Source organism: Brevibacterium sp. MGP-B1, assembly GCF_057766545.1.
Map to the genome: position 1 here is coordinate 4,032,833 of NZ_CM173407.1, position 24,974 is coordinate 4,057,806.

The window sequence follows — 24,974 nt, forward strand, 5'->3', positions numbered from 1 at the left end:
GCGCGGTCGGAAGATGTGGTCGAACGACAGCGTCAGGGCTGAGCGGCCAGCTCTCGATTCTCCAGAGCCCTTTGGAAAATCTGAAGACGATTTCATACGTCCCAGGCATGAATATCCGCGCGCAGGTATTTCTCTTCGCCTTCGACTGTGCCTAGGCTCGCAGCAGACCAACACACCAACGAGACGAGGGAGACACCATGAAGGTACTCATCATCGGAGCCACAGGACACGTCGGAACCGCGGCCGCCCGAGCGCTCGAAGGCAGGCACGAACTCATTCAGGTCGGACGGAGCACGAGTCCGGCGGTCGATCTCGACGATCCTGCGACGATTGAGGCGCTGCTGAACGAGGTCGGTGACGTCGATGCCATCGTGTGCACGGCCGGACACGTTCCGTTCAAACCCGTCACCGAACTGACCAGGGAGGACTTCGAATCGGGGTTCTACGGCAAGACGCTCTCCCAGCTGGATCTGGTGCGCATCGGCCTGCCCCATGTCAGGGACGGCGGATCGATCACCCTGACGACCGGAGTGACGGCCCGCGCCGCGATCCCCACCGGATCGGCGGCCGCGATGGCCAGCGGAGCCATCGAATCATTCGTCATGGCCGCCGCCGGTGAGATGCCGCGCGGCATCCGCATCAATGTCGCCAGCCCCACCGTCCTGGAGTCGGCCACGCACTTCCACGACTTCTTCCCCGGATTCCCTCCAGCCTCCGATGAGGCAGTGGGCAATCTCTACCGCCGCGCCGTCGAGAGCATCGACACCGGCACCACGTACGTTCTCGACTGACCACCTCACCGAGGAGGATGATCACACCCACGCCGAGGCGGGACCCCAAGAGCGCGCCCGTGCCGATTTCGTGGGGTACCGAATTCGTGGGGTACCGACGTGGCGTGGTTCAGTGTTCGCGCCACCCGAGGCGGGCGGAGATGTCGGCGGCGGCCTGAGTGAGCAGGTCTCTGGCCGAGGTGACCTTGTCCGCGGTGAAGCGGAAGCTCGGTCCCGATGCCGAGATCGACGCGATGACGTCCCCGTGGGCGTTGCGGACGGGAGCGGACACTGCAGTTAACCCGACCTCGAGCTCATCGATGACGAGCGAGAATCCGGTGGCGGCCACCTCGGCGACCTGGGTGAGCAGCTGCGGAACCGAGGTCACGGTGTGCGGGGTGTAGCGAGTCAGCTTCGCACCCAGGGTCTCCCGGATGCCTGCCTCGCTGAGGCCGGAGAGCAGGACCTTGCCGTTGGAGGTTGCGTGCAGCGGAATGCGCTGCCCGACCCAGTTGTGGCTCTGCACCGAGGACGTCGACGAAGCTTGGTCGAGGTAAAGGGCGGCGCCGTCGGAGAGGACGGCGACGTTGATCGTCTCGCCGGTCGCCTCGGCGAGCATCTTGGTGATCGGGCGGGCTTCCTGGACGATGTCGAGGCGCGCGGTCGTTGCTCCGGCGAGACGGAGGATGGACAAGCCCAGGCGATATCTGCCGCGGTGATGGTCCTGTTCGACGAGTCCGCGGGCTTCGAGAGTGGAGACGATGCGCGAAGCCGTCGACTTGTGCACGCCGAGTTCACCGGCGATCTCGGTGATTCCGGCGAGCCCCGTGCGGGCGATGATCTCGAGGATCGTCACGGCCCGATCCACGGATTGGACGCCGCCCGAGCCCGCATCTTTGTTGCTCATTTCGAAACTGTAACTCACGACGCGCAACCCGGCCAGAGTCTGAGGGCGTGGGGTAGGGTGAGTGCGGTCGGTGGGCCTCGATTCCGCCGACCCCCTTTCCCCGACGGAGCTGAGCACGATGAGCAATGGGACCCAGTCGATCGACCGGGCGGCAGAGATTCTGTCGTTGGTCGTGAGGTCCGACGACCCGATCTCCTACACCGAGGTGGTCGAAGAGACCGCATTGGCTCGGTCGACGGTCTCGCGCCTGCTCTCCGCCCTCGAACGCAACGGACTGGTCGAACGCGACGGTGACGGCCTCTACCGCGGCGGATCGCTGTTCGCGACCTATGCTTCCCGCTTCGACCGGGTGGAGAACCTCGTCGCCGCGGCCGATCCGACCCTGCAGCGACTCAGTGAGGAGACCGGTGAGACCGTCAACCTCGCCATGCCGGGACCCAAAGGAGTCGTCCAGGTTGCTCAGGTCGATTCGACGTTCGTCCTCGGCGCCACGAACTGGGCCGATGTCGAGGTGCCGCCGCACTGCTCGGCTCTCGGCAAGGTCATGTTCGCCTACGACGTCATCCCGCTGCCGACCGGCAGGCTCGAGCGGCGCACCGAGAAGACCTTGGGCTCACGCAAGGAGCTCACAGACGACCTCGACACGGTGCGCAAGCGCGGATTCGCCATCGTCCACGAAGAGTTCGAGATCGGCCTCGACGCTCTGGCCGCACCGGTATTCGGCATCGACGGAGACGTCGTCGCAGCCGTGGGAATCTCCGGGCCGACGATGCGTATCGCCGAACACCACGATCGTCTCGGTGCGCTGCTCGTCGATGAGGCGGGGCTGCTCTCGCGCAGCCTCAGACGCAAGGTCACCCACCGGTAGACGAGCCGAAAATAGGTCGCTATCCGATACTTTTCGGCGCTGAAAGTATCCGATGGTGACCTGGATTCGTGTGGCCGTGTCCGATGGTGACCTGAACTCTGCTGGACGAAGGCGACTCGGTCCGCTCACGTCAGATTCGAGACCTCTTCGGCACCGCCGAGGGCCGCGAGCTGCTTGCGGCGCCAGACCTCGGTGTCCTTGATCTGATTGAACGTATAGATGTGCAGACCGGCTACGCCCATGTCCCGGTCGTCGAGGACCGGGCCGATCTTGTCGAGGAACTTCCGCGGGTTGTATCCGCCGGGCTTGGCCAACCGCGTGAACGTCGCCGTGTTCTTCCGCAGGAACCGCGTGGATTCTCCCACCCCGATCTTCGTCGCGACCCGGGCGAGCTTCGCCAGCTCCACCTTCCCGGCAATGCCGAGGACCAGCGGCAGTTCGACGCCCCGTGCGCGAACCCTGGGCACCCAGGACGCGATGACGGACGGGTCGAAGCACAGGTTCGAGACCAGGTGTGTGGCGTAGTCACGTTTGTCCCACATCGCCTGGATCGTCACATCATCGGGGATGATCGGGTGCGATTCCGGATAGGCGCTGACGCCGATGTGTTGGAACGGTGCGGCCATAGATGAGAGATCGACGAGGAGGTCGTGCGCACCGGCGTACCCGCCGGCCGGGGGAGTGGCGTCCCCCGCGGGGACGAAGATCCGGTCCACAGCCGCCTCGGCGAGGCGATCGACGATCTCTGTGAGCTCGGGTCTGCCATGGATCATCCGCGCCGCGAGGTGGGGCACGGCGCGGAAGCCCAGGGCCTGGAGCTGTGCTGCCGTGGACAGCGTCGCCTCGAGGGTCAGCCCCGTCGACGCAGTCACCGTGATCTCGCGGCCGGGCGCCACGTACTCTTCGATGCGTTCGACGATTCCGGCCGTGGGCAGAACCTCGTAGCGGGCGGTGGTCAGGAGCGTGCGCAGCGTTGACTGTGACATCCTCGTCTCCTTCTCGGAGGTCGATTCATGAAACTCGGAGTTCGAGTCCCTTGCGTCCCGGTGTGTCCGATCCTACACTCATTATACCCATGATATGGGAATCAAGTTCCATAATATAAAACTGTGCAAGCAGGGGGAACACCATGGACAACAATGTCCCGTCAGTGGACCAAAGCGACAGAGAAGTCCCGATCAACCTTCGTCAATCCGGCCCCACCCCGGTGGAAATGCTCATCGACACCCGCGTCCGTAAGTCGCCCTATTGGGAGCTGTCCATGCAGCAGGGCTGTTGGCGGGCGTCGATCTACAACCGGATGTATCACCCGCGCGGCTACATTCCCCGCGACGAGGGCGGGATGATGGCCGAGTACCAGCCCCTCGTCAACGATGTGACCCTGTGGAACGTCGCCGTCGAACGGCAGATCCAGGTCAAGGGCCCCGACGCCGAGGCGTTCGTCAACTTCGTCATCACCCGTGACGCGACGAAGATCCCGGTGATGCGCGCCCGCTACGTCATCCTGTGCAACGAAGCCGGCGGCATCCTCAACGATCCGATCCTGCTGCGGGTCGGCATCGACGAATTCTGGTTCAGCCTCTCCGACACCGACCTCATGCTCTGGCTGCAGGGAGTCAACGTCGGCGGCCGGTTCGACGTCACGATCAGCGAGATCGACGTCGCACCCGTACAGGTCCAGGGCCCGAAGTCCGTCGACGTCATCGCCGACCTCGTCGGGGAGGAGGGACGCACGCTGCCGAGCTACGGACTCATGGAAGCTCGGGTCGGCGGCCGCGACGTCATCATCTCCCAGACCGGATTCACCGGAGAGAAGGGCTACGAGATCTATCTCAAGGATGCGACGAAGTACGCCGAGGATATGTGGAACGCCGTCCTGGAAGCCGGCGAGCCGTACAACATCAAGGTCGTCGCCCCCAGCCACCACCGCAGGATCGCCGCCGGCATCCTCTCGTGGGGGCAGGACATGGACTTCGAAACGCTCCCGTTCCAGGTCAACCTGTCGTACCAGGTGCCTCGGAAGAAGGAGGCCGACTATATCGGCAAGTCCAGACTCGAGGAGGTGCGCGGGCTGATCGAGGCCGGAACTCCGCCGTATCGCACGCAGCTGGTGGGTCTGCTGGTCGGCGGCAAACCGATCACGGACTATGCGCCGGACTTCTGGCTCGTCTCCGCTGCCGCTGACGGTGAGGCGGTCGGGTACGTGACCTCGCCGTGGTACTCGCCGGAGCTCGAAGCGAATATCGCGATGGCCCATGTGCCGGTGTCGGCAACCGAGCTCGGCACCGAATACTGGGTGCATCTGCCGGAGCCGTTCGCAGATGATCCCGGAGTCCCGGTTCGCGCCGAGGTGGTCGAGATGCCGTTCCGTCCGAGCGTGAATCCCAACCAGCGTGAGCGTCTGAAGATGCGCGGCCTCGACGCCGCAGTCTGAGCCGACTCCCGCTCCCCGAGGCCGAGCGCGGTCGCCGTTGCGCAAAGCCGGCGGCCGCGTTCGCATGTCCGGATGCGCCCGGATATTCGGGCACGATAGTCGGCGCAGAGCAGCGGCATCACGCACCGTTGGTGCCGAATCCTCCCGTTGGCAATGCCGGCCTCCCTCACCCGGAGTGGCTTCTCCTACAGGTAGCAATGCACCCCTCACCCGCAGCGACAAACCACCCCGGTGCAGAGGGGTGATATGTCGCTGAAGGTAAGGGGTGCCAGTACCGGTGCGGATTGCGACTAACGGTGCGGTGTGCCACTCACGGTGAGGGGCGCGTGAACCCGCTGCGCGTCCCGCGCCGCGATCACTTTCCGCGGAGGGTCTTGACCTTCGCGAGGAGTTCGTTCTCCGCATTGGGGCCGGCCTTGATGCCGGTGGGCAGCTTGATCATGAACCAGATGCCGACGAGCAGCCACACCGCGAAGCCGACCCACGACTGCCATGCCAGCTGCGCGGAGACCGGGGTGATCGGAATGTAGAGGATGAAGAGGATGAACGTGAGCACCGATGAGATCACGCCGATGACCACTCCGCCGTTGCGATCTCCGCCGATGCGCAGCGGGCGCTCCATGTCCGGTTCGCGCTTGCGCAGGACGAGGAAGCCGACGCTGACGAGGAAGTAGGCGATGACGATGGCGGGCGAACCCGCGTCGACGATCCAGCCGAGCGCCGCAGTGCCGAAGAAGGGAGCGATCGCTGAGAGGATGCCGATGAAGATGATGGCATTCGACGGAGTGCGGTACTTCGGGTGGAGCTTGCCGAACCACTTCGGGATCATTCCGGCCGCGGCCATCGCCCACATGAGACGGGACGAACCCATGAGGAAGGCGTTCCACGACGTGATGATGCCCGCGAGTCCACCAGCGATGACGATCTTGCCCCAGATGTCCGAGTCGAACATGATCGACAGCGCGTCTGCTGTGACGAGGTCATGAGTGCCCAGCTCGTCGGCGGGCATCGCCATCGAGGTGGTGCCGATGATGATGATGTAGAAGACGATGGCCATGATGACGGAGAGGACGACGAGCTTGCCGATCTTCGCCGGTGGCAGCTTGACCTCCTCGGCGGACTGTGGGATGACGTCGAAGCCGACGAAGAGGAACGGCACGACCGCCATGACGCCGATGAATCCGGCACCGCCGCCGGTGAACAGCGGTTCGGTGTTCTCGAGGCTGCCACCGACGAACCCGCCGGTGAGCAGCATGAGACCGACGATGATGAGGAACCACACGACGAAGGTCTGGACCATCGAAGCGACCTTGACTCCGCGGATGTTGACGAAGGCGATGATGATGGCGGTGATCGTGCCGACGAGTGCCCAGGTGAGGTACACGTCGAAGCCGGCGACGTTCCAGAGCTTGATCTGCTCGAGGTTCGGGAACAGGTAGACGGCGGTCTTCGGTACCGATACCGCCTCGAACATGACGACGCTGATGTAGCCGCCGGTGATCGCCCACGATCCGAACAGCGAGACGCGGGGGCCCATTGCCCGGATGAGATAGTTGTGCTCCCCGCCGGCATGCGGCATCGCTGCCACCATCTCCGAGTACACGGTGCCGACGAAGCACATGATGATGCCGCCGACGGCGAAGGCGATGATGGCGCCGAGCGTGCCTGCACCATTGAGCCACTCCCCGGTGAGGACGACCCAGCCGAAGCCGATCATGGCACCAAATCCGATGAAGAGTGCGTCGACCGTGCCGAGAGCTCGGACGAAGCCGTGGCCTCGATCTCCGGTGACGGTCTGGGTTTCAGATTGACTCATGAGATTCCTCGACACTTCTCTGTGGTTGGGCGAACACGTGCTGGGCCGTGCCGCGGGCAGAAGCCGAATCACGGCAGTTCCGATAAGGCAGATTAACAGGATTCTGACCGTTACCGGTGAGTTGTCTGCGCCCCGGTCCACTCGGGGCCAGTGGTGCTACATTTCGTCAGGTGCACAGCTCACATCGCTCAGCGATCGTCCGCGTCATCGCGGGCTACATGGCAGCATTGGTCACCGGAACCACTCTGCTCATGACCCCGGCGGCCACCGTCGCCGACGGCGGCATCTCACTGCTCAAAGCCCTCTTCACGGCCACCTCGGCGCTCAGCGTCACCGGACTGGTCGTCCTCGACACCGGTCAGGACTTCACGCTCTTCGGTCAGATCGTCATCATCTGCCTCATCCAGGCCGGCGGTCTCGGCGTGCTCCTGCTCACCGCACTGCTCGCCCTGCTGCTGGCCGGAAAGGCCGGACTCAGGCTCCGCCAATCCGTGGCCTCGGAGACGAAGAGCGACGCGATCGGCGGCGTCAAGCCGCTCGTCCTGCGCATCACGGCGCTGACCTTCGGCACGGAACTCGTGGTCGCCTCGGCGCTGTTCCTCCGATTCTTCCTCCACTACGACGAACCCGTCACGGCCGCGATCTGGGATGCGATCTTCCATGCGATCTCGGCGTTCAACAATGCCGGATTCGGGCTCCGTCAGGACAACCTCGTCGACTACGCGGCCGACCCCTTCATCTGCGGTCCGATCGGACTGGCGGTCATCCTCGGCGGGCTCGGCTATCCCGTCCTCATCGAACTCGTCCGGCGGTACCGAACCCCGCTGAAGTGGGGTCTGACCACGCGGATCATGGTCGTGCTGACCCCGGTTCTGCTCATCGGCGGCACCGTCTTCATCGCCGTCATCGAGTGGAACAATGCGGCGACGATGGGCCACCTCGACGCGTGGGGGAAGATCCAAGCGGCGACCTTCCAATCGACGATCACGCGCACGGCCGGGTTCAACTCGATCGACATCAGCCAGATGCACACGGTGACCTGGTTCGGGATGGACGTCCTCATGTTCATCGGCGGCGGACCGGCTGGCACGGCAGGCGGGGTGAAGATCACGACGATGGCGGTGCTCGCGGCGACGACGTGGACGGAGATCAGCGGCGGACGATCCGTGACCCTGTTCGGTCGCCGCATCTCCCGTGATGTGCACAGACAGGCGACGACGGTCATCGTCCTCGCGCTCGGCTGGGTGCTGCTGGCGACGATGGTCATCCTGCTCTGTGACCCGAGATTCGGCCTCAGCCGGGTCCTCTTCGAGGTCATCTCCGGATTCGGCACGGTCGGTCTGTCGACCGGGATCACCGCGGACCTGTCCGCGCCCAGCCAGATCGTCCTCATCCTCACCATGGCGCTCGGCAGGCTGGGACCGGTGACCGTGGCATCCGGCCTGGCCCTGCGCGAGCGCCTCATCCGCTACGAACTGCCGAAGGAACGGCCGCTGATCGGCTGAGATCGCCGGCCCAGAAAGGACAAGACCATGAACGAGAAGAAGAACTGGATGGCGCGGTCCGCGTCGTTCTTCACCGGCGATCCCTCGCCGCTGGCGAAGGACGGAGCGGTGGCCGTGATCGGGCTCGGCCGCTTCGGCGGGTCCCTGGCGCGGGAACTCGCCGAACACGGGGTCGAGGTCATCGGCGTCGACCGTGACGAGTCCGTCGTGGCCGAGTTCGCCGACGTCCTCGCCCATGCCTCCCGCGCCGATGCCACCGACGAGGTGGTGCTGCGACAGTTGGGCATCGACGAGGTCTCCCGCGTCGTGATCGCCATCGGCAGCGACCTCGAAGCGAGCATCCTCGTGGCCTCGCGGATCCTCAAGCTCGGCAATCGGCACATCTGGGCAAAGGCGATCAGCGAAACCCACGCCGAGATCCTCCATCAGCTGGGCATCGGCAACGTCATCAGCCCCGAGAACGACATGGGCAGGCGTCTGGCCCACCTGATCAGGGGGCATATCTCGGACTTCCTGCCCATCGACGAGGACTTCGTCCTGGCGCGGACCACTCCGCCGGTGCGCACGACCGACGTGCCCTTGGCCTCGCTGGGGCTGCGCACGAGGTACGACGTCACGATTGTCGCGTTCAAGCGCCGCGGCGGCACCCGCTGGGACATCGCCGATCGGGATGTCACCCTCTACGCCGATGACGAGATCCTCGTGGCCGGCAGCCCGAAGAAGGTCGAAGCGTTCAGTGAATTGGACAAGGACGCCGACGCATAGGTCGACGTCCTTGGGGCCGTGTTGCCGCGGTTGGGCTGGCCACCGTCACTCGCCGAGGTCGACGACCTCGAACTCGAGGAGGTTCGCCTGCTCGGAGACCGGAGCCTTGCCTGTCGATTCGTGGGAGGACGTCCGGTTGGCCTTCCAGTTCTCGAAGTCCTCCTTCGTCGCCCACTGGGTGTAGACGAAGTACTGGTCCCCGCCGGCCACCGGGCGCAGCAGCTGGAAGCCTTCGAAACCGGGCGCCCCATCGACAGAATGCTTGCGCTGCGCGAACCGCTTTTCGAGTTCCGCCCGAGCGGGTTCGGGGACGGTGAGGGCGTTGATGGCGACGACTGACATGATTGCTCCTTTTCGGGTTGGCAGCGGAGTCACCTCGACCCTACGTCGTTGACCCGAGCGCTGTCTGAAGAGTCCGATTGTTCGCCCGCAGAGTCTCAGATCCGATCTCAGGGCTGGTCTCGGAATCTGCTTCAGAAGTCCTGTCTGCGCAGCCGCCACGTCGCCAGAACTGCTCCGCCTACCACCCAGGCAACGAGGACGAGGAGGGCCGGGAGGGCACCGATGTACTCGGTCCCTCCCGCCTCGGCGACCCCGCTGATGTTGTGCACGGCGCCCAAGGGGAGGAGCGGTCGGAGGACGGACGCGAGAGCGTCCGGCAGCCAGCCGGCGAGCATGGACCCGACCAGCAGGGTCAACGGGGTGAGAACTCCGCCGGTGACCGAGCGGAAGACGACCGCACCGAAGACGGCGAGAAGTGAATAGATGACGGGCAGAAGGGTGCTGCCGAAGGCCAGTCGCAGATGCCCTGAGCCGACAGCTACGGCAAGGACCTCCGACCAGTCGGCCCCGGCGAGCGTGGCCGCGAGGAGGGCGCCGCTGATCGTGACGGCTACGGCCGTGGCGATGGCGGCGACCGTGGAGGCCGCGCCGATGACGACGGCCTTCGCTGCGACGATGCCTGATCGTCTGCGGGCGCGCAGCAGGGTCTCGGTGATCGCGCCGGTGCGGAACTCGACCCCGGCGAACCATGCCGCGAGGACGACGAGCACGGCCGCGGCTGCATCGACGCCGAGGACGCTGGCCGAGAGCACATCCTCGGTGCTCGTCTCCGACAGCGGGGCACCGCGGGTGGCGGGAATGGTGAGCACGAGCAGCACGGCCGAGACCGCGCCCGCGATGAGGGTGATGATGAGCAGCTGACGCGACCGTCGCAGGTCACGGAACTTCACCCATTCGGCGCGTATCCAGCTGGGTCGAGCGGTGATCGGTGCGGCCGATGCTCGCGGAGGGACCGGGATGGTCGGTGGTGTCGTGGTCATGCCGTCGCTCCCTGTATCGGATGTCGAAGTGTGTGTCTGCGCCGATCGTCGCCGGAGTCCGTGAGACCGAGGAACGTGTCTTCGAGGCCGCGCTCGTCGGTCGCGAGTCCCGTGAGTTCGACTCCGAGGCGAACACAGAGCCTGAAGATCTCGCCGGGCTCGAGTCCGGCGATCGTGGCGTGAGTGCCCGATCCGTCGGGGTCGACCGAGATGCCCTCGGCCCGCAGGTGATCGAGCAGCGGTGCGAGGTTCGTCCCTTGCACCTGCACCCGGCTTGAGGGTTCCCCCCGCAGCTCGTCGAGGGGACGGTCTGCAATGAGTGCGCCGTCGCGGATGATGATGACGTGATGGGCGATGAGCTCCATCTCCCGCAGCAGATGGCTCGACAGAAGCACCGCTTTGCCTGTGCTCGCGAAATCCGTGAGGAGTGATCGCAGCCACGTGATTCCGGCGGGGTCGAGCCCGTTGAGCGGTTCGTCGAGGATGAGCACCTCGGGGTCGGTGAGGAGGGCGGCGGCGATGCCGAGCCGCTGACGCATGCCCAGTGACAGCTGTGAGACGCGGCGGGAACGAGCGCGGGTGAGGTCGACGAGGTCGAGCATCTCGTCGATCCGGGCGGGTGCGGTTCCCGTCGCCGCGGTGATCCAGTCGAGATGTCCTCCCGCGGTGAGCCCCGGCAGCATGTGTTCTGCGCCGAGGAACGCCCCGGCGATGCGTGCGGGTTCCGTGTGCTCGGGCAGGGGGCGGCCGTGGACGGCTGCGCTGCCGGAGTCCGGTGAGGTGAGGCCGAGGATCATCTGCAGCGTCGTTGATTTGCCCGCGCCGTTGGGACCGAGGAACCCCGTCACCTGGCCAGGTGCGACGTCGAAGCTGAGATCGTCGACGACGCGGTGTCCGCCGTAGCTCTTCGTCAGACCGCGGACCGAGATGCCTTCATCGACCGATGGCAATACATTCATACTGCAATAATGATGCAAGTTGAACGTATTGTAAAGTGGGAGGATGCCGAAGATCGTCGACCATGCCCAGCGCCGCACCGAGATCGTCCATGCCCTGTGGCAGGTCATCTATCTCAAAGGGATCGACGGGGTGTCGTTCCGTTCCGTCGCCGAGGCGGCCGGAATCTCCATCGGTCGCGTGCAGCACTACTTCCCCTCGCGCAGTGAGCTCATCCTCGAGGGGTGCCGACAGATCGTCGACAGCGCCGAGGCGGCAGATCCGGAAGGTGCCGATGCGTCGTCCGGCCCCGGTTTCGCCGAAGCGGTGAGTGCGCTCCGTGAGTTCTGTTTCGCATTCATTCCCGCTGGTGAGGCGATGCGCATCGGCGCATCCGTGTGGTACACCTACGTCGCCCGGGCGGTGATGGACGAGCAGATCGCCGACATCATCCGTGCCAGCGATCGTGCGACTCTCGAGCTCGGAATCCGCCTCTATCGGGCGGTCGTCGGGGGCGATGGGGCTGCTGACGCCGATGACTCCGGCGGCACTGATGGCATCGATGACGCCGATGGCTCCGGCGGCACCGGTGGCGCCGGTGGCGAGGTTGCAGCTGCGTGGGCGATGCGGATGATCGCCTTGGGCAAGGGGCTGGCTCAGGAGGTCATGCTCGATGAGCGCAGCGCCGCCTCGGCGAAGGCGATCCTCGAAGCGGAACTGGCACCACTGGTCGCACGCTGACCTCAAATTCCGGGAATGGTCCAGGGCCGCACCGCCGGAGGGTTTGCCGGGGCGATTGTTGGGTCGATCCACGGTGTTCTGGAGGTCGAAAACACCGTGGATCGACCCAGCAATTCAGTCGGAAGGTACGACGGGGCGGTCTTCGGCGACGGGTGCTATTCGCCGTCGACGACCTCGAGCTGGGTGAAGATCAGTCCGGGGGAGTGGAAGTCGGCGGCGCGACGGATGCGTTCGGCGGTGAGTTCGCTGATCGTCGGGAACTCGGCGTCGCCGGCAGCGGCCGCACCGTCTGTGCCTTCCGCGCCTTCTGCTGCCCGACCGTTTGCTCCGGCCCCGCCGGTCCGCTCGGCTCCGCCACCAGCTGCCGTCACCACGGCCCGGGCCGTCTTCGACCGCAGCGGCTCCGGCGTCTGGACCAGCACGAATGACCGCGACCCCTCATCCCGTTCGTTCGCGGCCATCACGGCCTGCGCAGTGGTCCCGGACCCGGCGAAGAAGTCGAGGACGATGGCATCGGAGTCGAAGAACGTCTGTGAGGCCACGAGCGCCTTGACCAGCTCGACCGGCTTCGGATAGCTGAATACGCCCGCCAGGCCCAGCGGCTCCAGATCGTTCTGCCCACCGAGCGCCTTGATGATCGAGTACAGCTTCGAACTCGCCTTCTCCGCCGGGGTCACCCGCACCACCGCATGCTTGCCCTCTGTGCCCCAGGGTCGCAGGATGTACTCGCCCGATGCCAGCTTCGCATCCACCTCGGCGAGTTTCCCCTCACCCTTGACGGCGACGATGTCCTCGTACATCAGCCGCCGCTCGGACCCGCGCGCATATCGGCCGAAGCCGGCGCGCAGCACATCGGTCTCCACGAGCATCCGCCTGCCGTCGATGACCTCGAGCTTCGCCGGTGACTTCTTCTCTGTGAGGAACGGCCCGACCCGGCTCGCATCGCGGGCCCACACGTGCACATAGTCGTGCCCGCGCACGAAGGAGCGCGCATTGCCTCCGCCCTTCGCGCGCTGATGGATGAGCGTGCCCAGCGAATTGTCCTCACCGAATATCTCGTGCCCGAGCAGCTGAGCCCACGCGCTCTCCTTGTCGTCGAGGTGGAGGAACAGGACCCCGTCCTCACGCATGAGCTCACGTGCGAGCAGCAGTCGAGGAGTCATGAATGACAGCCAGCTGGCGTGATCGTGCCCGTGATCTTTGTAGGTGTGCGCGTTGCCCGTGTTGTACGGCGGATCGATGTAGACGACCTTGACCTGCCGTCGGTGCGTGGCCAGCAGGGCGGTCAGCGCGGGCAGATTGTCCCCGACGACGAGCAGATTCTCGTGTGGATCGAGAACGTGGGCGGTACCGTCGACGTCCCGCAGATGCGGACGACCATCACCGAGGCGGCCCTCCCGTCCGGGTTCGGCATCGGCGATGAGGCGGCGACCGAGGGCGAAGGCGGCGGCCTTGCCGGTCCACTCCAAGACGGTCGTCATCCTTCTCCTTCATCCCGAACGGTGCCAAGATTGCTGTATGAGTATTTCACGAGTGGCCGTGGTCGGTGCCGGTATCCTCGGTGTCGCCGCCGCCCGCGAAGTCACCACGAGGTTCCCCGACGCCGAGATCACCGTCTTCGACAAAGCCGAGACCGTCGCTGCACATCAGAGCGGCCACACCTCCGGAATCGTCGACTCCGGACTCGATCAGACACCCGGCTCGGCGGAGGCAAAGCTCACCCGGCGGGGCCTCGAGCTGCTCATCCCCTATATGGCTGAGGCCGGCGTTCCCTACCGGGAATGCGGGCAGCTGCTCATCGCTCAGAACACCGATGAGGCCGAACGCCTCGAAGAGATCTTCGCCCGCGCCAAAGACAATGAGATCCCCGGCGCGCGACTGCTCGAGCGCCACGAGATCGGTGCCGTCGAACCGGCCGTCAGAGGAGTCCTCGGGCTCTTCTCACCCCATGCGGCCATCGCCGACTTCTCGGCGCTCACCGCAGCGCTCGCCTCCGATGTGCGCGCCGCCGGAGGGACATTCCGCTTCGGCACCGAGGTCACCGGATTCGACACCATGAGCAACGAAGTCCGACTGCGTGGGCGCCCGGTTCCGGCAGAAGACTCGCCGGCGGGGGATGGGACCGCAGCCGCAGAGTCAGACGTAGACGACCGCGGTGCGAACACGGCCGGCGAACAGGGCGGCTCGCGCGAAGGCGCCGTCGACGACCGTGACAGTCGCGACGACCAGGTCCATGACCGTGACAGCCGCAACGACCAGGCCCACGACCGCGACCAACGCGACGATCAGGTCCATGACCGTCCGCGGACATATCGCGGAGAAGAGAGCCGCGAACCCGTCATCGGCATTGCAGACGAGCTGCGCGACCGTTTCGGACAGCAGGACTGGTTCAAGCAGGCCGAATCGACGCTCGGCGAGTGGACGCAGAAGGTCTCCGACGCGTGGGCGAACCGCGACGGCTCACGCATCGGCGACACCGACTCGCGCGCCGGTGACGCTCCCCGCGGCAGGTCGCGCAGCGAGGCACCAGCCGAGGAAGTGCTCGGCACATTCGACATCGTCATCGTCTGCGCCGGTCTCCAAACCGATCGCCTCGCGGTCGCTGCGGGACTCGACGCCGAACCGAGGATCGTGCCCTTCACCAGCGACTTCTACCGGATCCCCGCTACCGACACCGAGGTGGTCCGCGGCATCATCGGGTCCGTTCCCGACCCGCAGGCCCCGTTCGCCGAAACCTCGATTGTCCGGGGACTCGACGACGGACTCATCCTCGGACCGAACACCTTCGTCGCCCTCGGCCGTGAAGCCTACGATCGGCACGGATTCGACCTCGCCGACATCACATCGACCGCCCGGTCCAAGGGGTTCTGGAAGTTCGCCGCACAGACTGCGAAGACAGCGGCCCGCGGAGTCAAACCCCTGGTGAGCAGGACCGCTTTCGTCGACGGAATCCGCCGCTTCGTTCCCGAGCTCGACCAGAACGACGTGGCGCCCGGGGCCCGCGGTGTCCGAGCTCAGGCGATGACGGCCGAAGGCGAACTCATCGACGAACTCACCATGACCAGGCGCGGCAGGCTGACCGTGGTCAGGTCCGTGCCGAAGTGGGCGGCCACCTCGGCGCTGGCGATTGCCGAAACGATCGTCGATCGGGCCTTCGAGAACGCGGCCCGCTGAGATCGCCCCGCCGCGGACCGTGCCGCGCTGACGTTCCCAGCTGACCTGCACCGCCGCTCTGGGACGCAGACAGCTCCTATGGTAATTTAGCTTAGGCTAACCAAACTATGAGCGAAAGTGACGATGCCCGTGCCCGCGATTCGACCCGCCTCCACCCCGACGATGCCGGTCCGCCGGCGCCGATTGCCGGCCCTGACCTTCGCGTTCGCCCTCGCGCTCACCGGGTGCGGGGGAGGCTCCGCTGACGGGACCGATGCAGAACGGGCGCGTGCAGGCAGCGTCGACGACGCCTTCGGCTCCGTTGACATCGGGAAGGCCGAACGCGTGGTCGCTCTCTCCGTCTCCGATGCGGACGCTGCTCTTTCCGTAGGTGTGGTCCCCGTGGCGATGACCGAAGCTCCGGTCGAGCCCGTGATGCCGTGGGCGGAGGAGACGATCGATGAGCTCGGCGGCGACGATCCGGAGTTCTTCCACTGGTCGACCGAAGACACGATCCCCTTCGAGGACATCGCGGCGTGGGAGCCCGATCTGATCCTGGCGACCGGGACCATCATCGGCAAGGAAACACACGACCAGCTCAGCGAGATCGCGCCGACCCTGGGCACGGCCGAGGAGAATACCCCCGACAGCTGGCAGTCACAGGCCGAGCGGGTCTCGACCGTTCTCGATGCGAAAGACGAAGGGGAGGAAGCGATCGAAGCGGCGCAGACAGCGATCGACGATGCGGCAAAGGACCACCCGGACCTCACCGACAGGTCCTTCCTCGTCGCGCTCTTCCACAGCCCCGACGAGGTGGGAGTGCTGACCGATCGGGACTCGGCCACCGTCCAATTCTTCAGCGAACTCGGGCTGACGCTCGACCCCGTGGCTGACAAGATGGCCGACGGGTCGGTCCCCGACAGCCTGTCCCTGGAGAAGCTCGACGTCCTGCAGAGCGATATCCTCGTCGGTTACTTCCCCGATCCGGAGTTGCGGAAGAAGTACGACGGAGTCCCCACGTTCTCGAGCCTGCCAGCCGTTGAAGGCGGCCACTTCTACCAGCCGACCGATGAGGAATGGCGCGGGCTGCGCTCCGTCTCCGCGCTCGCGCTGCCCGAGATCGTCGGCCCCATCGCAGAGAAGCTCGACACGGCGGCGGTCGGATCATGACCGGGACCAGCGCGATCAATTCGTCGGCGGAGCAGACCGGTTCGGCCTCTGCCCTGTGCACCTGGACAGAGATCGGCCCGGACGAGAGCTGGAGGCTGCAGGTGGAACTTCCGGCCACAGCCATCCCCGCCGAGGCGGCTCCCGGAGACGAGCAGGAGATCTTCGTCGACCTCAACGGAGTCACCGGCCGACGGAATGTGCCCGGCGGGATCATGACCCGGCGCCCTGCCCGGGACGAGGGCGGCGACAGTGCCGACGGTGCCGACGGTGCCGACGCGACGAGGTATTCGATCGAGCTGCCGGTTCCGCGAGGGTATCGCGGGGCGCTTCGCTTCCTGCCCGTGCCACGAGGACTCCAAGTTGCCGACCGTCCGACCTGGCTCGATGTCCTCGAACGGGGGTTCGTCCCCGCCGGTGACCATGATCTGCTCACGAACACGGACATGCGCAGGAAACAGGTCCTCGAGCTCGCCGCACCCGATGCCCGGCCCCTGATCTGGACCGGTGGGGACCGGCCGGCGACCGACTCCCGCAGCGGGGCAGGCGAAGGTCGGCCCGACGTCGACGAACAGGTCATCACCCTCGGTTCCGCGCCGAGGCGGATCTGGACCCACCGACCGCAGCGAGGTCCCGCCTCGGCGCCGGTGCTCGTCGTCTTCGACGGGGAGAGGTTCATCCGCGGGGGACTGCTCGCAGCGATCGACGAGCTTGTGTCTCCTCCGTCAGCGGTCATCGCCATCGACCATGCACCCGTCGGGGCCGACGGCCCCGACGAGAACGCGGCCGTCGGCCAGCGCGCCGACGACCTCGTGATGAATTCTCGGTTCTGCGACGACGTGCTCGCACTCGTTCGTCAGACGGCGCCGGAGGTCTCGGCCCGCACGATCGTCGCGGGCGCCTCCTACGGCGGACTGGCCGCGGCGTACTTCTCCCTGCGGCACCCGGAAGCATTCCGCGGGATCTGCCTTTCGCCGTCGTTCTGGGAATCCGACGATCAGGGGCGCAGGATCTGGGATCTCGCGCCGAGCCGAGCGGACGGTGAGGCGGGCGGACGCGCAGGGGCGCCGGAGTCTCGGACGGTGGAAACCCGGCCGGCGACCGCCGCACATCCGACGTTCAGTGTCGACCACGGGATCCTCGAGACTGTCATTGCGGACTCTGTCGCCGAGGCGACCGAGGAGTTCGCTGCTCGCGGCATCGACTTCGTGCCCCGACCGTTCGTGGGCGGGCACGAGTATCTGTGGTGGCGCGAACTCATGCTCATCCGCCTGGCCGAAGTCCTGGCGGAATGACCCGAACGCCAGTCAGCGGCGGTCGGGGAGCACCCGAAGTGGGGGAGCCGCCTCGGCGAGGGTCTTCTGCGCCGTCGATCGGAGCCGTCGATCAGTCGGAATGGCGTTCGAGGAACTCGTAGACCTCGGTGTCGTCGACGCCGGGCACCGCACCGGGCGGGACCGCGGCGAGCAGGGAGGCGTGCATGCGGGCCGACGGCAGCGCCTGATCCTCCCATTTCTCGGCCAGGTCATCCGGGGCTTGTCGGCAGCAGGACGGGTCCGGGCATCCGGACTGCGAGCGGATCGGTGACTCCCGTCCTTCGAACCAGCGGACGTGGGAGAACGGGACGCCGACGCTGATGGCGAAGTCGCCGCCGGGCAGCACGCGTGCGGTGCACCAGAACGATCCGTGCGGGGTATCGGTGTACTGGTAGTAGGGGCTGAAGCGGTCGGCGACGCGGAAGACGGTGCGCGATGTGAAGCGTTTGCACGCGAACTGTCCCTCGATCGCGCCGAGCGGATCGGTGGGGAACGGCAGCCCGTCGTTCGAGTACGCCTTGTGGATCGTGCCGGAATTGTGGACCTTCATGAAGTGCACGGGCAGCCCGAGGTGCTCGGTGGCGAGGTTCGTGAACCGGTGGGCGGCCATCTCGTAGCCGACGCCGAACATATCGCGCAGATGCTCGACGGAGAGCACCCGCTTTTTCTTCTCCTCCTCGAGCATCGGTACGGCCGCCGACTCGGGCAGCAGGATCGCGGCCGCCAGATAGTTCGCCTCGACGCGCTGCTGGAGGAATTCGTGGAAGTCCTTCGGGGAGTCATAGCCGAGCACATGCGGAGCCAGGCTCATGAGCAGGTGGGACCGCGGATCGAACGCAGCGTCGGCGTTGGGCAGATACAGCCGCTTGTTCGCGGTGTCCGAGATCGACCGGGTCGATTCGGGCAGGTCGGAGACGTAGTGGAGGCTGAAGCCGAGCTTCTCGGCGATGAGTGCCGTCTGCCGCTGTGACACCGTTCCGGATTCGTAGCCGACGAGGTCGAGCAGCTCAGCGGCAGTGGCCTCGAGGTCGGCGAAGTAGTTGTTCTTCTCCTTCATCCGATCCCGCAGCTCCCGGTTGGCCCGCCTGGCCTCCTCCGGGGTGGCCGCACGCCGTTCCAGGGCCTCGCCGAGCTGGCGTTGAAGCCCCACGATCGCCTCGAGGGCATCGGCCGGCAGCGACTTGATCCGCACCTGCGGCAGGCCGAGAGCGGAGTACATGGGGGAGGCCTGATTGCGTTCGGCCTCGAGCTCGAGGGCCTGTCGTTCGTCGATCGGAGCGGGGTCGATGAGCTCGGAGACATCCGTCTTCAGCGCCTTCGCAATCGCGGCCAGGAGCATGACAGAAGTTTCTCGCTTGCCGTTCTCGATCGTCGAGATCTGCGAGGCTGCGCGCCCCACTTCCTGCCCCAGCTCGTTGAGGGTCAAACCGCGCTTCTTGCGAAAAAAGCGGATTCTTCTGCCGATGCTGAGCGGGTCGGTCTGCTGCTCTTCGCTCTCAACTTCCGCTCCAACGCTGTTCAAGGCGCCTCCCTCGGTTTCTGTGTGCTGGTTCACATGGGTGAAAAACAGTATGACAGAACCGCGAAATTTCTGAAACCGGAAATATCGAGATTATTCATCCAAAAAATCAGTGCGAGAGCCCTTGCTGCCCCCGCAGACTGGATACATCAACAACCCCGAGAGATCGAGAAAGAGAAGGACAATGACTGAGAACACCACGCAGAACAGCTTGCACGATGCTGAAGCCATCCGCCGCGACTGGGCGACCAACGCCCGCTGGTCGGGAATCGCTCGCGACTACGAGCCCGAGGATGTCGTCAAACTGCGCGGTTCGCTGATCGAGGAGCACACGCTGGCCCGTCACGGAGCCGAGCGCCTCTGGAACCAGATCACCGCCGGCGACATCCACTCCGGTGACTACGTCAACGCCCTCGGTGCGCTGACCGGCAACCAGGCAGTCGAGCAGGTCAAGGCCGGCCTCAACGCCATCTACCTCTCCGGTTGGCAGGTCGCCGCCGACGCGAACGCCGCCGGCCAGACCTACCCCGACCAGTCGATCTACCCGGCCAACTCGGTGCCGCAGGTCGTCCGCCGCATCAACAACGCTCTGATGCGCGCCGACCAGATCGAGACCTCGGAAGGCAACAAGCAGGTCGATGACTGGTTCGCTCCGATCGTCGCTGACGCGGAAGCAGGCTTCGGCGGCACGATCAACGTCTACGAGCTCATGCGCTCGATGATCGCTGCCGGCGCAGCCGGTGTGCACTTCGAGGATCAGCTCGGATCCGAGAAGAAGTGCGGTCACCTCGGCGGCAAGGTCCTCGTTCCGACCTCGCAGCACATCCGCACCCTCAACGCCGCCCGCCTCGCGGCCGACGTCGAGAACGTGCCCAGCCTCGTCATCGCCCGCACCGACGCCGAGGCAGCCACGCTGATGACCTCGGACATCGACGAGCGCGACCAGCAGTTCGTCACCGGTGAGCGCACCGCCGAAGGCTTCTACAAGATCACGAACGGACTCGAAGCCGGCATCGCCCGCGGACTGTCCTACGCTCCGTACGCGGATCTGCTGTGGATGGAGACCTCGACTCCCGACCTCGAAGCTGCGAAGAAGTTCGCCGAGGCGATCCACGCCGAGTACCCGGACCAGATGCTGTCGTACAATTGCTCGCCGTCGTTCAACTGGCGCAAGCACCTCGACGATGCGACCATCGCGAAGTTCCAGCGCGAGCTCGGAGCCATGGGCTACAAGTTCCAGTTCATCACACTGGCCGGCTTCCACGCTCTCAACTACTCGATGTTCGATCTGGCTCACGGCTACGCCCGCGAACAGATGAAGGCATACGTCGACCTGCAGGAACGCGAGTTCGCAGCCGAAGAACGCGGATACACCGCGACCCGCCACCAGCGCGAGGTCGGCACCGGATACTTCGACCTGGTTTCGACTGCGGTCAACCCGGAGTCCTCGACCACCGCACTGGCCGACTCCACCGAAACCGCTCAGTTCCACTGAGCCGCACCGGGTTCACACCCCGCTGATCAGCGGGGATGAACCCTCCGAGAGCCCGGGGCGGATCGGCAGTGTTTTCACGGGGTTTACATTGTCGATCCGCTCCGTCACACCACAGACGAATCGAAACCCCGCCACGATCCCACGGGAACGCTCACGCTCACGGCAGAGCCGCCTCGGCGAGGATCACCCACAGAACCAGCCACACATTCCAGGCACACACTACGACGGGTGAGGAGAAGCCCATGTCTTACATCAAGATCAACGCGCCGCTCGAAACCGGCTTCGGCACCGTCCTTTCGGAGCCTGCTCTGACGTTCATCGCCAAGCTCCACGACGAGTTCGCCGGCACCATCTGCGACGTGCTGCGCACGCGCCGGGCCCGCGCGGCCGAGATGAACGGCGGAACCCTCCCCCGTTTCAAGCCCGAGACCGCACGCATCCGCGCCGACCGCTCCTGGTCGGTCGCCGGATCCGCCGGCGCCCCCGGCCTCGAAGACCGCCGCGTGGAACTCACCGGCCCGGTCACCGAGGATGAGGTCGTGGCGGCGCTGAACTCGCAGGCGAAGGTGTGGCTAGCCGATCTCGAAGACGCCACGAGCCCCACCTGGGCCAATGTCATCGGCGGACAGGTCAACCTCTTCCGTGCCATCCGCGGACAGCTGCCCGGCGTCAACAACGACAACCAGCCGACCATCGGACTGCGCCCCCGCGGTTGGCACCTGCCCGAGAAGCACCTGATCTACGTCGATGACAACGGCCAGGAGTTCTCGACCTCCGGTGCTCTCGTCGACTTCGGTCTGTACTTCTTCCACAACGCCCGCCACCTCATCGACAACGGCTCGGGCCCGTACTTCTACCTGCCGAAGCTCGAGTCCTCGCAGGAAGCACGCCTGTGGAACAAGGTATTCGTCCTGGCGCAGAACATGCTGGGCATCCCGCACGGCACCATCCGGGCCACCGCGCACATCGAGACGATCACTGCGGTGTTCCAGATGGAAGAGATCCTCTTCGAGCTGCGCGAGCACTGCGCAGGTCTCGAGGCCGCCGGTTGGGACTACCTGTTCTCCGTGGTGAAGAACCTGCGCAACACCACCGACTACGTTCTGCCCGACCGCGAACGTCTGACGATGGACCTGCCGCTGATGAAGGCCTTCACCGACCGGCTCGTGGCCACCTGCCACCGTCGCGGCGCACACGCGATCGGCACGATGTCCAACCTCATGGCCGATCACCCGGATCAGGAGTTCGTGGCCGCCGAGTTCGAGCGCATGCGTGAGGACAAGGCCCGCGAGGCCTGGCAGGGCTTCGACGGCACCTGGGTGGCCGACCCGGCTCTGGTTCCGGCGGCTCTGGCCGTGTTCGACGCCGCCCTGGGATCGCAGCCGCACCAGCTGGAGAACAAGCGCCCAGATGTGCAGGTGACCAGCGAGAACATTCTCGACATCGCCGGTCTCGAGCCGGTCGTGACCGAAGAGGGTGTGCGGGTGAACATCCGCGTGGCCATCGGGTACATGAACGAATGGCTCGGCGGCAACGGGCACGTGGCTCTGGAGAACCAGCTCGAAGACGTGTCGACGGCTGAGATCTGCCGCTCGCAGATCTGGCAGTGGATCCGCCACGAGGTGACTCTGGACAACGGGCAGCAGCTGACCTCGCGTCTGGTGGAGCGCTACCTCGGCGAGGAGCTGGCTCTGATGCAGCGCTCCGCCGACGATCACTTCGATGAGGCCGTGGAGATCTTCCGCGAGACGGCAATGGGCGAGGAGTTCGCCGAGTTCCTCACCATGCCGGCCTACACCGACCACCTGGTCGACCGGGTGTCCAAGGCCAGCGAAGCCTTCGTCGCCTAACAATTGCTACCCGACGGCGGCCCAGCAACCTCGCGCGAGGTTGCTGGGCCGCCGTCAGGTAGTTTTAGGCGGGATCGTGTGGGGACTCAGCTCCAGTCCGTACCCTCGGGCGGCCACGGTTCGCCGTCTGCCTGAGCGTTGAGCTGGTAGGCGATCGCGCCGTCGATCGATTCGCGGATGATGTCAGCGTGGCCGGCGTGGCGGGCGATCTCGGTGGCCAGGTGCCACAGGATCCAGCGCACCGTCATAGTGAAATCGTTGGGCATCCACGGGTTGTACGGCATCGGAACTTCGGTGCCGAGGTCGGTCCCCGCGTCGTCGACTGCGGCCCTCGCGTCCTCGATCCCGTCGATGACCTTGTCGAAGATTGCGACCGCCTCGGTGATGTCGAGGTCGGGGAGAGCGGACCCGTCGAATATCGCTGTCAGCCCCAACTTCTCGTTGACCGTCCGGTAGTCATCCTCGCCGGCCTCTCTCGTCGGTTCCTTGACTTGAATGAGCCAGTTATTGACCACCTGGGCTCCGTGGACGATGAGGCCGGCGATACTCAAACCACTGGCCGTCGGCGTGTTGCGGGCCTGCTCATCGGTCAGGCCCTGCGCCGTGAGCTTGAGCTGGGTGCATTGCTGGGTGAGGTAGGTGAACGCGGCGTCGGCTTCGCTCGTGACGGAAGGGGTGAAGAACGGCATGGTCTCTCCTTTGCGATGTCCGCCGCGGCCGGATGGCTGAAGCGGTGATCCTATCGTCAGGTGTGATGCGGACATATACTGTCCGCATCAATCAGCCCGGCGAAACTTTCTCATTCGGAGGCGGAATGCGGTCGGAGACGCGACTCTTGAGTCTGCTCGGTCTGTTCGCATCCGGCAGGAGCTTCACTGCCGTCGAGCTCGCCGCCCGCTTCGGCGTCACTTCACGAACCATCCGTCGAGATATCGCCGAATTGCGCGATCTCGGCTACATCATCTCCTCGGCACCGGGCCTGACCGGGGGCTATCGCGCCGAATCACGGACGGTGCTGCCGCCTCTGCAGCTCGAGGCTGGGGAGGCGTTGGCCACCGCGGTCGGTCTGGCACTCCTGCGCGGAGCGGGCCTGGACACCGAACACGCGGAATCGGCGACGACGAAGCTGCAGACGATGCTCCCGGCGGCGATGCGCGCGACCGTCGCCGATATCTCGACGGCTGTGTCTGTGTCCGAAGGCCACGCACCCGGAGTCGACATCAGCGCGGTCATCACGCTCGCCTCGGCGATCAATGCGTCGACGATCGCGACCTTCGACTACCGGAAGATGCAACGCCCTGAGGTCGACGACCCCACCGTCACGGGCCCGGCCGGCGCCCTGACTGCCGACGCGACCAGCACCCAGACTGCCGAACTGTCCCCCGGCCCGACCGGCGACCACCCCTCGACGCCCCGCCGCGTTGAACCGATCCGTCTCGTCGTCTTCGGCGCGCACTGGTACCTCTTCGCCTTCGACCTCGACCGTGATGACCATCGGGTCTTCCGACTCGACCGGATGAGCTGGGTTCACGCGACGACATTGAGCATCACCCCGCGTGAGCACCCCGACGCCGAGGCGGCTGTGTCCGCAGCCGTGACGACCACCGCGTATCCGCACACCGTCGTTCTGCGCACGGCCGCCTCGGCGCGGGAAGCGAAGGAATGGTTCCCCACCCGGAGCGCCACCGTCACCGAGGCGGCCGATGGCGTGCGCATCACCTGCGGATTCTGGGACCTCAGATGGGTTGCGGCCACCCTGGCGGCCATCCCCGCCGAGATCGAGGTGCTCCACCCACCCGAGCTCATCGATGCGCTGCGCGACCATGCAGAGAGAGCGCAGGCAGTCGTCGACGCGTCCAGAACTACCTGACGGCGGCCCTGCAACCTCGCGCGAGGTTGCAGGGCCGCCGTCAGGTAGTAATTGGGGCAATGGGGGTTGCGGGTTGCTGACCGAAGCGTGATCCCGAAGTGAACGAATCATGGATGAGTCCATATACTGGGGGCCATGACGATTCTCATTGGCTACCTACCCGCTCCCGAGGGTGAGGCTGCTCTGCGCGCGGGATTCGCAGAGGCCAAACTGCGGTCGAGCGCTGCCGTCGTGATCAATTCACAGCGACGAGGTGCCAGTGGAGCTCCGACCGAGATCGGTGAGGACGAGATCAAGCGGATCGTCGACCTCGGCAAGGAATCGGACGTCGACGTCGAGGTGCTCCAGCCCGATCACGAAGACGATCTGCCCGGCACGCTCAACGACCTCGCCGAGGAGTACGAAGCCCAGCTCATCGTCATCGGCCTGCGCAAACGCTCGGCGATCGGGAAGTTCATTCTCGGCTCGCAGGCACAGCGCATCCTCCTCGAGGCCGAGGTCCCGGTGCTGACGGCCAAGGCCTGAAATCTCGCCGAGGCG

General features: G+C 65.7%; 22 protein-coding genes. 13 read left to right on the forward strand and 9 right to left on the reverse strand.

The features are described 5' to 3' along the window. The first annotated feature begins 197 nt into the window (after positions 1-197). Positions 198-791: a short chain dehydrogenase gene (locus AC3CD9_RS18315; RefSeq protein WP_488365425.1), complete on the forward strand. Its 594-nt coding sequence runs from the start codon at positions 198-200 to the stop codon at positions 789-791. Between the two features lie 109 nt (positions 792-900). Here AC3CD9_RS18315 and AC3CD9_RS18320 read toward each other — a convergent pair whose 3' ends face one another. Next, a complete protein-coding gene (locus AC3CD9_RS18320) occupies positions 901-1,677 on the reverse strand; it encodes an IclR family transcriptional regulator (protein WP_488365427.1) in 777 nt (258 codons plus the stop codon). Between the two features lie 118 nt (positions 1,678-1,795). Here AC3CD9_RS18320 and AC3CD9_RS18325 point away from each other — a divergent pair, with 118 nt between their 5' ends. Continuing rightward, positions 1,796-2,545, forward strand: a complete 750-nt coding sequence (locus AC3CD9_RS18325) for an IclR family transcriptional regulator (RefSeq protein ID WP_139906728.1) — start codon at positions 1,796-1,798, stop codon at positions 2,543-2,545. Positions 2,546-2,670: 125 nt separating this feature from the next. Here AC3CD9_RS18325 and AC3CD9_RS18330 read toward each other — a convergent pair whose 3' ends face one another. Further along, positions 2,671-3,531, reverse strand: a complete 861-nt coding sequence (locus AC3CD9_RS18330; protein ID WP_488365428.1) for a methylenetetrahydrofolate reductase — start codon at positions 3,529-3,531, stop codon at positions 2,671-2,673. Positions 3,532-3,695: 164 nt separating this feature from the next. On the opposite strand from AC3CD9_RS18330, the gene AC3CD9_RS18335 reads away from it, so the two are divergent. Continuing rightward, positions 3,696-4,979, forward strand: a complete 1,284-nt coding sequence (locus AC3CD9_RS18335; RefSeq protein WP_488365429.1) for a glycine cleavage T C-terminal barrel domain-containing protein — start codon at positions 3,696-3,698, stop codon at positions 4,977-4,979. A 355-nt stretch (positions 4,980-5,334) separates the two neighbouring features. Here AC3CD9_RS18335 and AC3CD9_RS18340 read toward each other — a convergent pair whose 3' ends face one another. Continuing rightward, positions 5,335-6,795 carry an APC family permease gene (locus tag AC3CD9_RS18340; RefSeq protein WP_488365430.1) on the reverse strand — a complete coding sequence of 487 codons (1,461 nt, stop codon included), beginning with the start codon at positions 6,793-6,795 and terminating at the stop codon, positions 5,335-5,337. Between the two features lie 170 nt (positions 6,796-6,965). On the opposite strand from AC3CD9_RS18340, the gene AC3CD9_RS18345 reads away from it, so the two are divergent. Both AC3CD9_RS18345 and AC3CD9_RS18350 read left to right on the forward strand, forming a co-directional pair. Beyond that, positions 6,966-8,300 (forward strand): TrkH family potassium uptake protein, encoded by a 1,335-nt coding sequence (locus AC3CD9_RS18345; protein ID WP_488365431.1) that lies wholly within the window; start codon positions 6,966-6,968, stop codon positions 8,298-8,300. A 27-nt stretch (positions 8,301-8,327) separates the two neighbouring features. After that, positions 8,328-9,065 (forward strand): potassium channel family protein, encoded by a 738-nt coding sequence (locus AC3CD9_RS18350; protein ID WP_488365432.1) that lies wholly within the window; start codon positions 8,328-8,330, stop codon positions 9,063-9,065. Between the two features lie 45 nt (positions 9,066-9,110). On the opposite strand, the gene AC3CD9_RS18355 is transcribed toward AC3CD9_RS18350, so the two are convergent. The 3 genes from AC3CD9_RS18355 to AC3CD9_RS18365 form a co-directional block, all read right to left on the reverse strand. After that, positions 9,111-9,407, reverse strand: a complete 297-nt coding sequence (locus tag AC3CD9_RS18355; RefSeq protein WP_181271269.1) for an antibiotic biosynthesis monooxygenase family protein — start codon at positions 9,405-9,407, stop codon at positions 9,111-9,113. Between the two features lie 131 nt (positions 9,408-9,538). After that, the gene (locus tag AC3CD9_RS18360) at positions 9,539-10,387 is read right to left on the reverse strand and encodes a hypothetical protein (protein ID WP_488365433.1); all 849 of its coding nucleotides are present in this window, start codon (positions 10,385-10,387) and stop codon (positions 9,539-9,541) included. Continuing rightward, the gene (locus tag AC3CD9_RS18365) at positions 10,384-11,346 is read right to left on the reverse strand and encodes an ABC transporter ATP-binding protein (RefSeq protein WP_488365434.1); all 963 of its coding nucleotides are present in this window, start codon (positions 11,344-11,346) and stop codon (positions 10,384-10,386) included. Before AC3CD9_RS18365 ends, AC3CD9_RS18360 begins: the two co-directional genes overlap by 4 nt. 43 nt (positions 11,347-11,389) lie before the next feature. On the opposite strand from AC3CD9_RS18365, the gene AC3CD9_RS18370 reads away from it, so the two are divergent. Then, positions 11,390-12,064 carry a TetR/AcrR family transcriptional regulator gene (locus AC3CD9_RS18370; protein ID WP_488365436.1) on the forward strand — a complete coding sequence of 225 codons (675 nt, stop codon included), beginning with the start codon at positions 11,390-11,392 and terminating at the stop codon, positions 12,062-12,064. 155 nt (positions 12,065-12,219) lie between these two features. Here the strand turns inward: AC3CD9_RS18370 and AC3CD9_RS18375 are convergent, their stop codons facing one another. After that, positions 12,220-13,545 (reverse strand): site-specific DNA-methyltransferase, encoded by a 1,326-nt coding sequence (locus tag AC3CD9_RS18375; RefSeq protein ID WP_488365437.1) that lies wholly within the window; start codon positions 13,543-13,545, stop codon positions 12,220-12,222. 37 nt (positions 13,546-13,582) lie between these two features. Here AC3CD9_RS18375 and AC3CD9_RS18380 point away from each other — a divergent pair, with 37 nt between their 5' ends. The 3 genes from AC3CD9_RS18380 to AC3CD9_RS18390 all read left to right on the forward strand — a co-directional run bounded on the left by AC3CD9_RS18380 (position 13,583) and on the right by AC3CD9_RS18390 (position 17,679). Beyond that, complete coding sequence (locus AC3CD9_RS18380) at positions 13,583-15,238, forward strand: FAD-dependent oxidoreductase (protein WP_488365438.1); 1,656 nt, start codon at positions 13,583-13,585, stop codon at positions 15,236-15,238. Positions 15,239-15,361: 123 nt separating this feature from the next. After that, positions 15,362-16,387: an ABC transporter substrate-binding protein gene (locus AC3CD9_RS18385; RefSeq protein WP_488367581.1), complete on the forward strand. Its 1,026-nt coding sequence runs from the start codon at positions 15,362-15,364 to the stop codon at positions 16,385-16,387. After that, positions 16,384-17,679 (forward strand): alpha/beta hydrolase, encoded by a 1,296-nt coding sequence (locus AC3CD9_RS18390; RefSeq protein WP_488365439.1) that lies wholly within the window; start codon positions 16,384-16,386, stop codon positions 17,677-17,679. The genes AC3CD9_RS18385 and AC3CD9_RS18390 overlap by 4 nt, the downstream gene beginning before the upstream one ends. 91 nt (positions 17,680-17,770) lie before the next feature. Here the strand turns inward: AC3CD9_RS18390 and AC3CD9_RS18395 are convergent, their stop codons facing one another. Then, on the reverse strand, positions 17,771-19,222 hold the full coding sequence (locus AC3CD9_RS18395) for a helix-turn-helix domain-containing protein (protein WP_488365441.1): 1,452 nt from the start codon (positions 19,220-19,222) through the stop codon (positions 17,771-17,773). Between the two features lie 181 nt (positions 19,223-19,403). On the opposite strand from AC3CD9_RS18395, the gene aceA reads away from it, so the two are divergent. Next, positions 19,404-20,714 (forward strand): isocitrate lyase, encoded by a 1,311-nt coding sequence (gene aceA / locus AC3CD9_RS18400; protein WP_488365442.1) that lies wholly within the window; start codon positions 19,404-19,406, stop codon positions 20,712-20,714. A gap of 242 nt (positions 20,715-20,956) precedes the next feature. Continuing rightward, entirely contained in the window at positions 20,957-22,564 is a 1,608-nt protein-coding gene (gene aceB / locus AC3CD9_RS18405) for a malate synthase A (RefSeq protein ID WP_488365443.1), read from the forward strand. An 86-nt stretch (positions 22,565-22,650) separates the two neighbouring features. Here the strand turns inward: aceB and AC3CD9_RS18410 are convergent, their stop codons facing one another. After that, the gene (locus AC3CD9_RS18410; RefSeq protein ID WP_488365445.1) at positions 22,651-23,253 is read right to left on the reverse strand and encodes a mycothiol transferase; all 603 of its coding nucleotides are present in this window, start codon (positions 23,251-23,253) and stop codon (positions 22,651-22,653) included. A gap of 65 nt (positions 23,254-23,318) precedes the next feature. Here AC3CD9_RS18410 and AC3CD9_RS18415 point away from each other — a divergent pair, with 65 nt between their 5' ends. Then, positions 23,319-24,434, forward strand: coding sequence for a helix-turn-helix transcriptional regulator (locus tag AC3CD9_RS18415; protein ID WP_488365446.1), 1,116 nt, complete (start codon positions 23,319-23,321; stop codon positions 24,432-24,434). A gap of 135 nt (positions 24,435-24,569) precedes the next feature. After that, positions 24,570-24,959, forward strand: a complete 390-nt coding sequence (locus AC3CD9_RS18420) for a universal stress protein (protein WP_101546446.1) — start codon at positions 24,570-24,572, stop codon at positions 24,957-24,959. The last annotated feature ends 15 nt before the right edge of the window (positions 24,960-24,974 follow it).

What these genes read in the sequence shown, in the direction of transcription:
- AC3CD9_RS18350 (WP_488365432.1), top strand. Translation starts at nt 8,328, where the DNA reads ATGAACGAGAAGAAGAACTGGATGGCGCGGTCCGCGTCGTTCTTCACC.
- AC3CD9_RS18355 (WP_181271269.1), bottom strand. Translation starts at nt 9,407, where the DNA reads ATGTCAGTCGTCGCCATCAACGCCCTCACCGTCCCCGAACCCGCTCGG.
- AC3CD9_RS18365 (WP_488365434.1), bottom strand. Translation starts at nt 11,346, where the DNA reads ATGAATGTATTGCCATCGGTCGATGAAGGCATCTCGGTCCGCGGTCTG.
- AC3CD9_RS18375 (WP_488365437.1), bottom strand. Translation starts at nt 13,545, where the DNA reads ATGACGACCGTCTTGGAGTGGACCGGCAAGGCCGCCGCCTTCGCCCTC.
- AC3CD9_RS18420 (WP_101546446.1), top strand. Translation starts at nt 24,570, where the DNA reads ATGACGATTCTCATTGGCTACCTACCCGCTCCCGAGGGTGAGGCTGCT.
- aceB (WP_488365443.1), top strand. Translation starts at nt 20,957, where the DNA reads ATGTCTTACATCAAGATCAACGCGCCGCTCGAAACCGGCTTCGGCACC.
- AC3CD9_RS18360 (WP_488365433.1), bottom strand. Translation starts at nt 10,387, where the DNA reads ATGACCACGACACCACCGACCATCCCGGTCCCTCCGCGAGCATCGGCC.
- AC3CD9_RS18325 (WP_139906728.1), top strand. Translation starts at nt 1,796, where the DNA reads ATGAGCAATGGGACCCAGTCGATCGACCGGGCGGCAGAGATTCTGTCG.
- AC3CD9_RS18320 (WP_488365427.1), bottom strand. Translation starts at nt 1,677, where the DNA reads ATGAGCAACAAAGATGCGGGCTCGGGCGGCGTCCAATCCGTGGATCGG.
- AC3CD9_RS18340 (WP_488365430.1), bottom strand. Translation starts at nt 6,795, where the DNA reads ATGAGTCAATCTGAAACCCAGACCGTCACCGGAGATCGAGGCCACGGC.
- AC3CD9_RS18415 (WP_488365446.1), top strand. Translation starts at nt 23,319, where the DNA reads ATGCGGACATATACTGTCCGCATCAATCAGCCCGGCGAAACTTTCTCA.
- AC3CD9_RS18370 (WP_488365436.1), top strand. Translation starts at nt 11,390, where the DNA reads ATGCCGAAGATCGTCGACCATGCCCAGCGCCGCACCGAGATCGTCCAT.
- AC3CD9_RS18330 (WP_488365428.1), bottom strand. Translation starts at nt 3,531, where the DNA reads ATGTCACAGTCAACGCTGCGCACGCTCCTGACCACCGCCCGCTACGAG.
- AC3CD9_RS18385 (WP_488367581.1), top strand. Translation starts at nt 15,362, where the DNA reads ATGCCCGTGCCCGCGATTCGACCCGCCTCCACCCCGACGATGCCGGTC.
- AC3CD9_RS18380 (WP_488365438.1), top strand. Translation starts at nt 13,583, where the DNA reads ATGAGTATTTCACGAGTGGCCGTGGTCGGTGCCGGTATCCTCGGTGTC.
- AC3CD9_RS18390 (WP_488365439.1), top strand. Translation starts at nt 16,384, where the DNA reads ATGACCGGGACCAGCGCGATCAATTCGTCGGCGGAGCAGACCGGTTCG.
- AC3CD9_RS18410 (WP_488365445.1), bottom strand. Translation starts at nt 23,253, where the DNA reads ATGCCGTTCTTCACCCCTTCCGTCACGAGCGAAGCCGACGCCGCGTTC.
- aceA (WP_488365442.1), top strand. Translation starts at nt 19,404, where the DNA reads ATGACTGAGAACACCACGCAGAACAGCTTGCACGATGCTGAAGCCATC.
- AC3CD9_RS18315 (WP_488365425.1), top strand. Translation starts at nt 198, where the DNA reads ATGAAGGTACTCATCATCGGAGCCACAGGACACGTCGGAACCGCGGCC.